Origin of the sequence: Streptomyces sp. NPDC058576 (assembly GCF_042718715.1) — a bacterium.
Lineage (GTDB): Bacteria > Actinomycetota > Actinomycetes > Streptomycetales > Streptomycetaceae > Streptomyces.
This window is the reverse complement of record NZ_JBHXPF010000069.1, coordinates 1-13,728: the sequence shown is the minus strand read 5'-3', so window position 1 is coordinate 13,728 and position 13,728 is coordinate 1. Positions and strand designations below refer to the sequence as shown.

Annotated in this window: 11 protein-coding genes; 3 read left to right on the top strand and 8 right to left on the bottom strand. The window is 71.6% G+C overall.

Annotated elements, in window-relative coordinates; genetic code table 11:
• Window positions 1-56: 56 nt before the first annotated feature.
• From ACFWRV_RS31620 to ACFWRV_RS31600, 5 genes are all read right to left on the bottom strand, one after another.
• The gene (locus ACFWRV_RS31620) at window positions 57-1,031 is read right to left on the bottom strand and encodes an ABC transporter substrate-binding protein (protein WP_384339346.1); all 975 of its coding nucleotides are present in this window, start codon (window positions 1,029-1,031) and stop codon (window positions 57-59) included.
• A 39-nt stretch (window positions 1,032-1,070) separates the two neighbouring features.
• Window positions 1,071-1,823, bottom strand: coding sequence for an amino acid ABC transporter ATP-binding protein (locus tag ACFWRV_RS31615; protein ID WP_384339360.1), 753 nt, complete (start codon window positions 1,821-1,823; stop codon window positions 1,071-1,073).
• A gap of 17 nt (window positions 1,824-1,840) precedes the next feature.
• Window positions 1,841-2,767, bottom strand: coding sequence for an amino acid ABC transporter permease (locus tag ACFWRV_RS31610; protein ID WP_384339345.1), 927 nt, complete (start codon window positions 2,765-2,767; stop codon window positions 1,841-1,843).
• A gap of 77 nt (window positions 2,768-2,844) precedes the next feature.
• Entirely contained in the window at window positions 2,845-4,686 is a 1,842-nt protein-coding gene (locus ACFWRV_RS31605) for an FAD/NAD(P)-binding protein (RefSeq protein WP_384339344.1), read from the bottom strand.
• Window positions 4,683-5,567 carry an amino acid ABC transporter permease gene (locus ACFWRV_RS31600; protein WP_384339343.1) on the bottom strand — a complete coding sequence of 295 codons (885 nt, stop codon included), beginning with the start codon at window positions 5,565-5,567 and terminating at the stop codon, window positions 4,683-4,685. The genes ACFWRV_RS31605 and ACFWRV_RS31600 overlap by 4 nt, the downstream gene beginning before the upstream one ends.
• Before the next feature lie 495 nt (window positions 5,568-6,062).
• On the opposite strand from ACFWRV_RS31600, the gene ACFWRV_RS31595 reads away from it, so the two are divergent.
• A complete protein-coding gene (locus ACFWRV_RS31595) occupies window positions 6,063-7,001 on the top strand; it encodes an ABC transporter substrate-binding protein (protein ID WP_384339342.1) in 939 nt (312 codons plus the stop codon).
• A gap of 21 nt (window positions 7,002-7,022) precedes the next feature.
• On the opposite strand, the gene ACFWRV_RS31590 is transcribed toward ACFWRV_RS31595, so the two are convergent.
• On the bottom strand, window positions 7,023-8,234 hold the full coding sequence (locus ACFWRV_RS31590; RefSeq protein WP_384339341.1) for a DUF5685 family protein: 1,212 nt from the start codon (window positions 8,232-8,234) through the stop codon (window positions 7,023-7,025).
• Window positions 8,235-8,543: 309 nt separating this feature from the next.
• Here ACFWRV_RS31590 and ACFWRV_RS31585 point away from each other — a divergent pair, with 309 nt between their 5' ends.
• Window positions 8,544-8,987: a cell division protein SepF gene (locus ACFWRV_RS31585; RefSeq protein WP_384339340.1), complete on the top strand. Its 444-nt coding sequence runs from the start codon at window positions 8,544-8,546 to the stop codon at window positions 8,985-8,987.
• A gap of 67 nt (window positions 8,988-9,054) precedes the next feature.
• Here ACFWRV_RS31585 and ACFWRV_RS31580 read toward each other — a convergent pair whose 3' ends face one another.
• Window positions 9,055-10,275: an acyl-CoA dehydrogenase family protein gene (locus ACFWRV_RS31580; RefSeq protein WP_384339339.1), complete on the bottom strand. Its 1,221-nt coding sequence runs from the start codon at window positions 10,273-10,275 to the stop codon at window positions 9,055-9,057.
• 101 nt (window positions 10,276-10,376) lie between these two features.
• Window positions 10,377-12,152 (bottom strand): MFS transporter, encoded by a 1,776-nt coding sequence (locus tag ACFWRV_RS31575; protein WP_384339338.1) that lies wholly within the window; start codon window positions 12,150-12,152, stop codon window positions 10,377-10,379.
• Between the two features lie 515 nt (window positions 12,153-12,667).
• Between ACFWRV_RS31575 and ACFWRV_RS31570 the strand changes: the two genes are divergently transcribed.
• Complete coding sequence (locus ACFWRV_RS31570; RefSeq protein WP_384339337.1) at window positions 12,668-13,687, top strand: phosphatase PAP2 family protein; 1,020 nt, start codon at window positions 12,668-12,670, stop codon at window positions 13,685-13,687.
• Window positions 13,688-13,728: the final 41 nt, after the last annotated feature.

The window sequence follows — 13,728 nt, the reverse complement described above, 5'->3', positions numbered from 1 at the left end:
GCCGCGCGCCGGACGGGACGCGGGGCCGGCGAACGGGGCTTCGGACGGCCTGGGCGTCAGCTCGTGGTCTTGGGCAGGCCGGGCGGGTTGATCTCCGACTTCTCGACGGCCTCGCCGCTCAGGCCCCAGCGCTTCAGGACCTTGGCGTAGGAGCCGTCCTCGATGATGTGGTCGATCGCGGCGGCGTACGCCTTCACCAGGCCACTGTCCTTCTTGGTGGTGGCGGCGATCTTGCCCTGGAGGTCGCCGCCGGCCCCGGAGAGCTGGCCGATGATCTCGGACTGGCCGGCCGTGGCGACGTGGTAGGCGGCGGTGGGGCTCGGGCCGAGGTGGGCGTCGATGCGGCCGGACTGGAGGGCCAGGTAGTAGTCGGTGTCCTTTTGGAAGTACTTGATGTCCACCGGCTCGCGCCCGGCCTTGACGTTCTCCTCGCTCCACTCGACGAGGATCTTCTCCTGGTTGGTGCCGGAGGAGACCGAGATCGTCTTCCCCGCGACGTCGGCGGCTTCCTTCACCTTCCAGCCGGAGCCCTTCTTGGCCTCGAAGGCGATGTTGTCGAGCCGGTAGGTGGCGAAGTCGTATTTCTCCTTGCGCTCCTCGGTCACCGTGACGTTGGAGAGGACGGCGTCGAACTTGGAGCTGTCCAGGCCGACGAAGAGGTTCTCCCAGGAGACCTCCTCGAACTGCGGCTTCAGGCCGAGGGTGTCGGCGACGAGGGTGGCGATGTCGATCTCGGAACCGATGCGGGTCTTGTCGTCGGTGGCGTAGAAGCCGAGCGGCGGCGAGGCGTCCGCGCTGGCCCCGATCCGCAGCGTGCCGCGCTTGCGGACCGCCTCGGGGACGAGGTCGGCGGCGGCCGCCGTCTCCTTGCCTCTGATCCGGTCCTGGTCGGGTCCGATGTTGACCCCGCTGTCCTTCTGTCCCTTCGGGGCCGCCAGGTCGGTCGTGGGGTCGGAGGCGCCGCAAGCGGTGAGCAGACCGGTGGCGGTGAGCGTGGCGAGGGCGAGAGTGGTGCTGCGGCGGACGGACACGTACGTGCTCCTTGCGTGGGAAAAGGGGGGTGGGGTGGTTCAGAGGACCTTGGAGAGGAACGCGCGGGTGCGCTCCTGGGTGGGACGGTCGAGCACCTCGGCGGGCGGGCCCTGTTCGACGACGCGGCCCTCGTCCATGAAGACGACGGTGTCGGCGACCTCGCGGGCGAAGCCGATCTCGTGGGTGACGACGATCATCGTGGTGCCGCCGTGCGCCAGGTCCTTGATGACGTCGAGGACCTCGCCGACGAGTTCGGGGTCGAGAGCGGAGGTCGGCTCGTCGAAGAGCAGCAGCCGGGGTTCCAGCGCCAGGGCGCGGGCGATGGCGACGCGCTGCTGCTGGCCGCCGGAGAGCTGTCCGGGGTAGGCGGACGCCTTGTCCGAGAGGCCGACCCGGTCGAGGAGCTTCTCGGCTGCCGCCACGGCCTCCTTGCGGGGGCGGCGCAGCGCCGAGATCGGCGCCTCGATGATGTTCTCCAGGACGGTGAGGTGCGGGAAGAGGTTGAAGTTCTGGAAGACGAACCCGATCTTGGTGCGCTGACGCAGCACCTCGCGTTCGCGGAGTTCGTAGAGCTTGTCGCCGTCCCTGCGGTAGCCGACCAGGGTGCCGTCCACGCTGATCCAGCCCCGGTCGACCTTCTCCAGGTGGTTGATGGTGCGCAGCAGGGTGGACTTGCCGGATCCTGAGGGGCCGAGGACGACGGTGACCTCGCCGGGCCGGACCGACAGGTCGATCCCGCGCAGCACCTCCAGGGAGCCGAACTTCTTGTGCACGGAGCGGATTTCGACCATGGCATCGCTGGGTGCGCTCATCGCACGGCCCCCTTGGCGTAGTGACGTTCGACGTAGTGCTGGAGGACGGAGAGAGCGGTGGTGAGCAGGATGTACCAGACGGTGGCGACCATCAGCAGGGGCACGACCCGGCCGTTGCGGCCGTAGACCACCTGCACCTGGTAGAAGAGTTCGCCGATCGCCATGACCGAAACGATCGAGGTGCCCTTGAACAGCGAGATGATCTCGTTGGCGGCGTTGGGCAGGATGGAGCGCATCGCCTGCGGGAGCACGATGCGCCGCAGCTGCCGGAGCTTGGGGATGCCGAGGGCGGCGGCCGCCTCCAACTGGCCTCCGTCGACGGCCAGTACGCCACCGCGCACGATCTCCGCCGCGTACGCCGCTTGGTGGAGGGCGAGGCCGAGGACGGCCGCGCTCGTCGCCCCGACGAGGTTCATCGTGTCGAAGGCGAAGAAGCCGGGCCCGAACGGGATACCGAACTGCAACTCCTTGTAGAGATAGGCGAGGTTGAACCAGAACAGCAGCTGCACGATGAGCGGGATCGAGCGGAACGCCCAGATGTAGCCGTACGCGACCGTCCGCAGGAACACGCTCGCCGACAGCCGCATGAAGGCCAGGACGATGCCGAGGGCGAAGCCGATCGCCGTTCCGTAGAGGGTCAGCTGGAGAGTGATCCAGACGGCCTTCAGGATGGTCGGCGCGGTGAAGAACTGCGCGAAGACGTCCCATTCCCAGCCGGGGTTGGTGATCAGCCCGTTCAGGAACTGGGCCAGCAGGACGGCCGTCGCGGCGATGGCGACCCACCGCCAGGGGTGGCGTACGGGCACGACGGTCAGCGCTTCGTTGTCCGCGGGTCCGGCCGCCTTCTCGGCGGGCGGATCGGCAGGCGGATCCGCGGAGGGCTTGAGGGGTGGGCCGATGGGTGGATCGCTGGTCAGCGACATGAGAGGAGTCCTTGGACGCGGAGGCGGCGGTACGGGAAGGAGGGCCGGTGGTTCGGGACGGGGGCCGGGCGGGCCCGTCAGGAGGCGAGTCGACCGCGACAGGAGAGGTCGCGCAGGAAGGTGAGCGCGGCGCGCGCGGCGGCGTCGTTCTGCCGGAAGGCGGGTCCGCCGGTACGGGGCCGGGTGAAGGCTCCGCTGCTGCGGGCGGTGGTGAACGGGCCCAGCGCGAAGCGGCGCGGGTGCGGGCGGCCCGCTCGGTCCAGCACCCGGCTGTCGGCCGGGTCCACGGAGAGCAGTCCGGTGTCGGTGACCGCGGCCCCGTCGTCGCGCAGGGCGCGCAGCAGGGGGCTCGCGGTGTGCCGGAGCGAGGGGTCGGGCAGCCGGGCCTCGACCAGCGCGCGGGCCTCGGTGCGGGCGCCGGGGACGGTGGCGCTCCGCGCCCGGAACAGGCCCTGCTCCTCGTCGGTCTCCACGGTGAGGCCGCCGCCGAGGAAGCGGACGACGCCGGCCCGGGAGAGGGCCAGGAGCTGCTGGAGGCGGGGGCCCGGCGGGCCGGACGCGAGATAGCTGAAGAAGCCGTGCCACCAGCCGCCGATGTCGCCGAGCCGGATGAGCTGGGCGTAGGCGGTGAGCAGCCCGAGGAAGACCGCGAGGTCCTCGCTGTGCGCGGGGTCGTGACGTCGAGTCAGGTCGGCGGTGATGTAGGCGCGCAGGGCTTCCTGGAGGGCTTCGGGCGAGTCGTGGCGGACTCCGTCGAGAGGCCGGTCGAGGGCGTCGAGGTCGAGCCGGTCGGCGGGGTCGGGCACGGCCTCGGCGATCAGGCCGGCCAGTTCCGGACTGCCCGGGTCGGCGGCGGCGTACTTCTCGGCGAAGACCTCGTGGGCCAGGGCGGTGCGCTCGGGGTGGGCGGTGAACAGCCGGTGGTAGTGGGCATGGCCCAGCTCCTTCGCGACCACCGGCCAGACATCGCGGCCGAAGTCGAGCGGCCCGGTCCCGCTCAGCAGCTCCTCGGTCCACTCCGGCCCCAAGTACTGCGGCGGCGGCGGGCGTTCGCCGGTCCAGGCGTAGCCGATCTTCGCGTGGTACGGCACGCCGCGCCGCGATCCGACGTACAGCACGGGTTCGCGGCCGGACGGCACGTACGCGCCGTTCTCGTGGCGGCCGCCGCGCCCTTCGGTGAGCAGGACCATCAGGTCGATGAAGGCGAGCCCGAAGCCCCGGACGATGACCGGCTCGCCGGGGCGCAGGGAGTCGAGGTCGCTGTCGGCGGTGAAGTCGGGCGGCAGGTGGACCAGCGCGTGCCGCCGGGCGAAGGCGCTCAGCTCCTCCTGCTCGGGGTCGTGCTCGGCGTCGAGGTGGCCGACGGTCAGGACGACGAGGTCGGCGAGCAGGGGTTCGGCACGGTCCTGGAGCCGGACGCGCTCGCGACCGCCGCGCGGCCCGGTGACGGCGAGGGCGGTGGTGCGGTGCTCGTGCACGGTGATCCCGGGCGGCAGCGCGGCGAGGGCTCGCTCGTAGGTCCAGCGCAGATAGGCGCTCTGGAGGCGCCGGGTGGGGAAGTCCCCTCCGGCGAGGCCGTGTATCTCGGCCAGCACGGCAGGGTCCGCGTCCGGGGTGACGCGCCCCGCGCGGACGTCCTCGGCCCAGGCGTCGAGGGCCGGGCCCGCCACGACGGGGCCGGCCAGTTCCACCGTCTCGTCGGTGAACATGGTGACGTCCTCGGCCATGGAGTTCATCCACAGCAACGGCGACTGGTCGGGCCGCCAGATCCGGCCGCCGCCCGCCGGGTAGGGGTCGACCAGATGGAGATCCAGGGGCTGATCCCCGTACAGCTCAGTGGCGTTGGCGGCGATGCGCTCGATGACGCCGGTGCCGCGAGGGCCGCCGCCGATCACCACGATGCTGGGTGCGGAGCTCATCGCGCACCCGCCGTGCCACGGGCGTAGTACCGCTCGACGTAGCGCTGGCCGATGCTCAGCAGCGTGGTGACGGCCGCGTACCAGAGCGTGGCGACGAGCAGCAGCGGGATGACCTGGTAGGTGCGGTGGTAGACGAGCTGGACGGAGTACAGCAGGTCCTGCACGGCGATGATGCTGACGATGGAGGTGCCCTTGAGGGTGCCGATCAGCATGTTCCCGGCCGGCGGCACGATGGAGCGCATCGCCTGGGGCAGCACGATGCGCCGGAAGCGCCGCCAGGGGCCGAGGCCGAGGGACTGGGCGGCCTCGACCTGTCCGCGTTCGACGGAGAGGATCCCGCCGCGCACCACCTCGGCGGCGTAAGCGGCCTCGTGCAGGGTCAGCCCGATGACGGCGATGGTGACGGGGCCGAGGAGGCGAGTCGTGGAGACGCCGAGGATCTGCGGGTACAGAGCGCCGATGTTGAACCAGAACAGCAGCTGGACCAGGATCGGCGTGGACCGGAAGAGCCAGACGTAGCCCCAACTGACCGCCTGGAGAACGGGGTTGCCGGAGAGTCGCAGGACGGCGAGGAGTGCGCCCAGCGCGAAGCCGAGCACCATGACCACCGCGGTGAGCCAGAGCGTGAGCCAGAGTCCGCGCAGGACGGGGACGGTGGCGAAGTAGGACAGCACGACGTCCCACTGGAAGGCGTCGTTGCGGACGACGGAGTTCAGCGCCAGCGCGAGCAGCAGGAGAACGACAACTGCCGCTGCCCAGCGTCCCGTTCGTCGTACCGGGACGATGCGCGGCACGGCGTCGGAAGCGTCCTTGGCGAGGGTCGACGCGGAGGAGGAAGGAGGAGGGGAGGAAGGGGGCAGCGAGACGGTCTGCGGGGGCATGCGGGAGCTCCGTGGATGCTCAGATCGAACACGGGGCGTACCTTCACACCGAAAACCACACACGGGCCGGGCCCCTCAGCGCCGGTCCGCCTTCGAGATAAGCGGCGCGCACGGGGCGTTGTCAAGCCTGTCCACACTGTGAGCCGTACATCTCACCTTGGTTGACGTGCACTCGGATGCCTGTTCCACTTGGCCCATGCATCCGCAGCAGTGGCTGGTCACCCGCTCCCACATCGACTTCGGTCGCGTGTGGTCCTCTTCCTGTTGAGCTGACCCTCTGCTGTCCGGTTCTTCCCGCTCACGCCTCTCCTCCCGGCGTTCGAGCGCCGTTCCTCGCGTGACTTCACCTTCACCACACCGCTTCGCCCTCCCCTCGCACCGCTGAACGACTTCCCGCTGTCCCCCGTGCCGCTGTCCCCCCGTGCCGCCCTGGCCCCGTGCCGCCGTGGCCCGGGGGCGGTCGGCCTACCCCGACGAACCCGGAGAAGCACAGCCATGTCCCGATCCCGACCTGCCGCCCTGTTCGCCCTGATCACCGTGGCCGCTCTGACGCTCACCGCCTGCGCCGAGCCGACCGACGCGGCGGGCGGCGGATCCGACAAGGCCGCCCCCGGGGGAAAGACCCCGACGACGGACGTGGTCTCCCAGGTGCGGAAGGACGAGGCCGCGGCGAAGCTGCTGCCCGCCGGGGTCCGCGAGGCGGGCACGCTGCGGATCGCCTCCTCCGTCGGAGCCCCGCCCGGGGCCTTCTACGAAAAGGACGGCTCCACGGTGGCCGGTGCGGACATCGACTTCGCGGACGCGGCGGCCCGGGTGCTGGGGCTGGAGCTGAAGCGCGAGGTGGCGTCCTTCGAGGCGATCCTGCCGGCGCTCGGCAGCGGGAAGTACGACCTGGGCACGGGGAACTTCGGCGTCACCGACGTACGCCGCAAGACGATCGACTTCGTGACCTACATCAACGACGGGCAGGGCTTCGCGGTCCGCGAGGACAGCGAGCTGAAGAAGGTCACCGACCTCACCCAGCTGTGCGGGCTGGAGGTGGCCACCGGGGCGGGCACCACCTTCGAGGTGACGCTCCAGGAGAATCTGCCCCGGTGCGCGGAGGCGGGCAAGAAGCCCTACCGGGTGAAGACGTACGCCGACCAGGCGGCGGTCTGGATCTCGCTCCAGCAGAACCGCAGCGATGTGGTGATGTCCACCATCAACGGACTGCGCTACGCGGTGAGCCAGCAGGAGGGGCTGCGCTTCCTCAACGAGTTCAAGCGGCTCGACGTGGGCTTCGCCTTCAAGAAGGGCACCCCGCTGGCCCCCGCCTTCCAGGCCGCCGTCAACCGGCTCAAGGAGGACGGCACCTACGACCGCATCCTGAAGAAGTGGGGCACCTCGGCGTCCGCGATCGAGACGTCCGAGATCTCGCCGCCCGAGCTGAAGTGACCTGACGTCAGCCGGTGGGCCTCAGCAGTCGCAGCCGCAGGACTCCCCGCAACAGCAGCAGCCCTCGCCGCAGTCGCCGCAGCAGCTGCAGGCCTCGCAGCAGTCGCCGCAGCTCTGGCACGGCGCTTCCCGCCGCTCCCTGCTCCAGGGGTCCTCGAAGGTCCCGCAGCACATCTGGCAGGTGCAGGCGAGCCCGGCCCACACCAGGCATCCGGCGATCAGCCCGCGCCGGTTGCGGGGCGGCCGGGGCGGGGCGGCCGGGCCGCCGGGCGGCGGACCGTACGGATGGCCGGGCGTCGGGCCGTACGGGTTGCCCGGCGGCGGTCCGAAGGACGCGTCGGGCGCCGGCGGCCCCGTGCCCTCCTGGTGCGAGCAGGAGGAGGTGCCGAACGCCCGGTCGACCGAGCGCCGCAGCTCGTGGGCGAGCAGGACGTGGACGAGCTTGCCGTCGGTGAACTCCACCTCGCGCAGCGCGAGCCGTACGCCGTGCAGCGCGTCGTCGCAGAGCCGGCGCGCCTCGGCGAGCGGGGTGCCGGTGGCGGTGAGCGGGTTCCAGGCTCCCGACGCGGCGTCAGCTTCCCGGTCCTCCACGGCGTCCAGCAGATGCGCGAGCCGCCCGAAGAGCCGGCCGGCCTCCGCGAGCGGTGCGGCGTTCCGCGGCTTCCCGGCAAGCACGGCGGTGTGCGCGAAGGCGGCGGCGGTAGCGGTCTCGGTGGGCTCGGTGACCGTCAGCAGCGGGGTGCCGAGCCCGGCGAGTGTCTCGATGCCGGTCTGCCGGTCGACCGCGTCGACCAGGAGGGCGGTGTCGAAGCCGAGGGCCGCCCCGGTCCGTGCCCCCGCCCGGTCCCACCCGGCGGCCACCCGGCGCGCCGCGGCGGCGACCGGGCGGCGGGCCAACAGGCCGTCCCGGTCGGCGACGTGGTCGCGGACCTTGGCCGAGGCGAGCACGAGCGAGACGGCGGCGGCGAGCCTGGCCCCCTCGCCCTGGGCGACCGGCGCGGTGCGCATGGCGCGCAGCGGGCAGGGGCCCGCGGTGCGCCGCCCCTCGGGCGTACGGGCCGTCTGAGCCTCCGTCAGGACGGAGACGATCAGGCCGTCATAGTTCGTGACGATTCTGGCGAACTGTCCGTGATCCGCCCTCAGAGCCAGGCAGAGACCGCAGAGATGGGCCATCCACTCGACTCTGAGGCCTTCGGAGAGCCGATGGGTGCAAGGCCTGACGATTCCGAACACGACGATCCCCCGGGAGCCGTTCAGCCGGTGCGCGACGCTCGTGCACCGAGGCGTCGTGCATCGTATCGAGCCATCCGTTCACCCGTCCGTCGGCAGGATCACCCGTACGGCTCGAAGCATCATATTTTCTTTTCGCAACCCCCCTTATGCAGGACGAACCCTGACGAATCGCCACATCCTCTGCACCAGTAGCGTCACGAATCGCCTGCGAGCCGACTATCTACTTGGCGCGCTATCCGCATCATGGACGACCATAGGGATACGAAAGAGATGCGGAACACCACAGAACCGCGGTGAGAGGAGGCGTCCATGGGATCGGTGCGCAAGGCAAGTGCCTGGCTGGGCCTCGTGGAGGACAACGAGCGGTACTACGACGACGAGTACAACGAGGGTGCGGAGACCGGCACGGGCCACCAGGCGGCCTGGGCCACCGACCCGCGGGTGCAGGTGGCCGCGGAGGCCGCCGAGGAGCAGGACCGCCGGATCGCGACGGTGACCCCGGACAGCTTCCGCGACGCACGGGCCATCGGCGAGCTCTTCCGGGACGGCGTCCCGGTGATCGTCAACCTCACGGCCATGGACCCCGCCGACGCCAAGCGCGTGGTGGACTTCGCCGCCGGGCTGATCTTCGGTCTGCGCGGTTCGATCGACCGGGTGGCCACCCGGGTCTTCCTGCTGTCCCCCGCCGACACCCAGGTGGTGGCGGGCGAAGCCGCCGGCCGCAAGGCCGACGGCTTCTTCAACCAGAGCTGAGCAGGGCGCTCGCCGGAAGGATCCGGTCAACGCCGCCGGTCGGCGTGTGCGCCACGGCGCACCTCCGTCACCGGAAGGCGTCGAGACCGGTGAGCGCCTTGCCCAGGACCAGCTGGTGCATCTCCACGGTTCCCTCGTAGGTGAGCACCGACTCCAGGTTCGTCGCGTGCCGCATCACCGGGTACTCCAGCGAGATGCCGTTGGCCCCGAGGATCGTGCGCGAGGTGCGGCAGATCTCGATCGCCTCCCGCACGTTGTTCAGCTTGCCGAAACTGACCTGCTCCGGCCGGAGCCTGCCCGCGTCCATCCGGCGGCCCAGATGGTGGGCGAGCAGGATGCCCTTGTGCAGTTCCAGGGCCATGTCCGCCAGCTTGGCCTGGGTGAGCTGGAAGCCGCCGATCGGCCGGCCGAACTGCTCCCGGCTCCTCGCGTAGTCGAGGGCCGACTCGAAGCTGGCCCGGGCCGCGCCCATGGACCCCCAGACGATGCCGTAGCGCGCGTGGCTCAGACAGCTGAGCGGGCCGCGCAGCCCCTTCGCGTCCGGCAGCACGGCGTCGGCCGGCAGCCGCACCTCGTCCATGACCAGCTCACTGGTGACCGAGGCGCGCAGCGACCACTTGTGGTGGATCTCCGGGGCCGAGAAGCCGGGGGCGTCGGTCGGCACGACGAATCCCCGGATGCCCCGTCCGTCCTCGCCCTCGTCGGTCTGCGCCCAGACGACGGCGACCCCGGCGACCGAACCGTTGGTGATCCACATCTTGCGGCCGGTGAGGATCCAGTCCTCGCCGTCACGCTTGGCGTACGTCCGCATCCCGGCCGGGTCGGAGCCGTGGTCGGGCTCGGTCAGGCCGAAGCAGCCGATGATCTCGCCGGCCGCCATGCCGGGCAGCCACCGCTGCTTCTGCTCCTCGGAGCCGAAGCGGTGGATCGCGTACATGGCGAGCGACCCCTGTACGGAGACGAGCGAGCGGATCCCGGAGTCGGCGGCCTCCAGCTCCAGGCAGGCGAGCCCGTACTGCACCGCGCTCGCACCGGCGCAGCCGTAGCCGTCCAGCGACATGCCGAGCGCGCCCAGCGAGCCGAGCTCGCGGGCCAGCTCCCGGATGCCGGGCAGCTCGCCCTTCTCGTACCACTCGGCGATGTGCGGCAGGACGCGGTCGGTGGCCCAGGTGCGGACGGTGTCGCGGATCGCGAGGTCGTCCGCGCCGAGCAGGTCGTCGATGCCGAGGGGATCCGAGGCGTCGAACGGCGGGAGCTTCGACGGCTTCGCGGACTCGGTGCTGGACATGAGGGTGCCTCCGGCGGCTCGCACGGTGCTCGGAGGGACCGGGAGACGCCCGCCCTCCGAAAACTAGCAGTGGTAGTCAAGCGTCGTGCTGACGTTACGGCTCAGCGTGCCGCTCGTCCAGAGCCGGTCGCCTCGGCCGGCTCGCGCCGCGCGGGCACCATCGGGCGCGGGACCGGCCGGTCCCGTACGGGCGGCCGGACGGGGTCGGCCGCCCGGTAGCCGGAGGCCGCTGCCTCCGAGGCCCGGGGCTCGGCGGCCCCGGGCTCGGCGGCGTCCGGCCCGATCGCCTCGGGCTCGGCGGCATCGGCCTCGCTCCGGCGGCAGGGCTCCGCCGGCGGGCAGTCCATGACCCTCGGCAGGCGCAGGGCGGCCAGCGCCCCGAGCAGCAGCAGCCCCGCACTGACGAAGAGCGTGATGTGGAGTCCGCCGATGAAGGCGTGCCGCGCCGTGGAGCGCAGCAGGTCGCCCATCGGGCCGCCGAGCTGGGCGGCGACCTGGTAGGCCTCGCCCAGGGAGTGGGAGGCCTCCGTCCCGGCGCGGGCGGGGACGCCCTTCTCGCGCAGGGAGGCGAGGCCGGGGGCGTAGGCGGCGTTCATGACGCTGCCGAGCAGGGCGATGCCGAGGCCCGCGCCCAGTTGGTAGGAGGTCTCGCCGATCGCCGCCGCGCCGCCCGCCCGCTCCGGCGGGGCGTCGCTGAGCATCGACTCGTACGCCCCGAAGAGCGTCGTCTGCAGTCCGAAGCCGAGCAGGACGAACGCGGCGGTCAGCAGGCCGGGCCGGTCGTGCTGGCCCATCGAGGTGAGCAGCAGCACCGCGGACGCGGTGAGGACGAAGCCCCAGCCGACCATGCGGCGGGGGCCGAAACGGCGCAGGGTGACCGAGCCGGTGGCGCCCGCGGCCATCGCCGCGAAGGTCAGCGGCAGCAGCCGCAGCCCGGTCTCCAGCGGGCTGAGCCCCAGCACCAGCTGGAGGTACTGGACGGCGATCAGCTGGAGGCCGACCAGCGCCAGCATGGCGAGCACGATGCAGCCGACGGCGGTGGAGAAGGCCGGGCGGGCGAACATCGAGACATCGATCAGCGGATGCCTGCGGCGCTTCTGACGGCGCACGAAGAGGATCAGGAGGACGAGACCGAGGGCCAGCGGGCCCAGCGAGACCGGATCCAGGAGCCCCGCACCCCCGCCCAGGCGCTTGACTCCGAGGACGACGCCGAGCACGCCGGCCGCGGCGGTCAGCGCGCCCAGCACGTCCCACGGGCCGTCGTCGCCGCCGCGCGACTCGGGCAGCAGCCAGCGGCCGAGCGGCAGGATCACGGCCATCAGCGGGATGTTGATCAGGAAGACCGAGCCCCACCAGAAGTGCTCGACCAGGAAGCCGCCGACGACCGGTCCGGTGGCGGCGCCGACCGCGGCGACCGCGGTCCACACGCCGATGGCGAGCGCCCGCTCCCGGCGGTCGGGGAAGACCTGGCGCAGGATCGACAGCGTGGCGGGCATGATCATCGCGCCGCCGACGCCGAGGAGGGCGCGGGCCGCTATCAGGACGGCGGACGTGTCGGCCGTCGCGGCGAGCAGGGAGGCGACGCCGAACAGCGCGTAGCCGAGGAGCAGCACGCGCCGTCTGCCGATCCGGTCACCCAGCGTGCCGAAGAGGATGAGCAGCGAGGCGCAGACGAGGGGGTAGGCGTCGACGATCCACAGGAGGGCCGTGCCGCTCGGGCGCAGGTCCTCGGTGACGGACGGAACGGCGACATGGAGCACGGTCGCGTCGAGGGCGACGACCAGGAGGCTGAGGCAGAGGACCACGAGGACGACCCAGCGATTGGCGTCGTCGGCGGCTTTGCGCAGCCGGACTCCGGCCGTGGTCGTCCCGGACATCTGCGTACCTCCCGATGAGTCCCTCGCGCTCGGCTGAGTCCCTCGCGCTCGGCGGACCGACGGTGACGTGGGGTGCGCGTCCCTCGGGCCCGGCATCGACGGGCGAGTGAGCCGTCAGCGTACGCGAGTTCGGCGAGGTCACACGTGGTCCACGTCATACCCCGGTCCGCCGCACAGTGTGGCGTACGCCATTTCGGCCCTGGGCGGGGGCTCCCGCCGGAGGGCCTGGGAGGCCCGTCGCGGCGGGGCTCCTGGCGGTCGGCGCGGGGTCGGCGCGGCGGCGTGCGCCTCCCCCGAATGGCGGGATCAATTGTCACGGATTCCGGTGCGCCGCCTTTTCCGAGAGATCAAACACGCTTACGAACGGAACCCGCGGGCAATTGGGGCCAAGATCACGGGGATTCTTCTCCGCGCCCGGAAAAGACGCCACTCCGAGACAAAGTCCACATCACATCGTCATCACAAAGCGGCCGGATTGGCCTGCTTGCACACTCACTCGCTGTAACGTCGATTGGGTGCGTACCGACATCTTTGCCCGGCTGGACCGGGAGCCGGAACCGCCGAAGATAGAGGCACCGCGGATGAGCCGTCACCGCATCGCCCTCTTCGGCGGGACGTTGGCGTTCTATCTCGCCATCGTCTGGGCGGTGCTGATCACGTCCTGGCTGGTGGCCCTGGACTGGAAGGTCATGCTGTTCCGGCCCTACCAGCAGTGGCCCGAGCTGCACGCCTTCCTGGACTACTACGTCGTGCTCGGCCAGCGCGGCCCGACGGCGGTGATGGTCGCCTGCTGGCTGGGCTGGCGCTCCTGGCGTCAGCACACGCTCCGGCCGCTGCTGGTCCTCGGCACGTCCCTGCTGCTGCTCAATGTGACGGTGGGCGCGGTCAAGCTGGGGCTCGGTCGGCTCGGCCCGCACTACGCGACGCAGATCGGCTCGGCCGAGATGTTCGCCGGCGGCGATATATTTCCCTCCGGGCACACCGCGAACGCCGTCGTGACCTGGGGAATCCTCGCCTATCTGGCCACCACGCCACGCGCCAGGCGCTATCTGTCGGCGGTCTCCGCGACGGTCTCGCTGGGAGTCGGCCTCACCACCGTGTACATCGGTACGCACTGGCTCAGCGATGTCCTGCTGGGCTGGGCGGCCGGGCTGCTCATCCTGCTGGCGCTGCCCTGGTTCGAGCCGCTGATCGCCCGGACCGAGGCCTGGATCTTCGCGATGCGCGAGCGGTGGCGGGAGCATCGCCGCGGCGCCCGTCCCTCGCCCGTGGCCGGTGCCGGGCCGCAGCCGGTGCTGCTGCCGCAGTCGATGGCCACCGACGGCCTCGCCGCGGAGGCCGTGACCGCCCCGGCCGAACCGGTGCTTCCCACCGGGCATCCGTCGGGGAGCACCAGGACCCGGGCCCACGGCGGGCACCCCGCGCGTCCGGGCGGCATGCCGGTCGCCCCGGCGGGGGTCCGCCGTCCGCCGCCGCACACCGAGCGGGGCCCGCGCGCCGCCGGCAGCCCGGCCCGCCCGATGACCGGCGGCTGACACACACAGCCCCACCCGCATGCCGAAGGCCCCGACCGTGG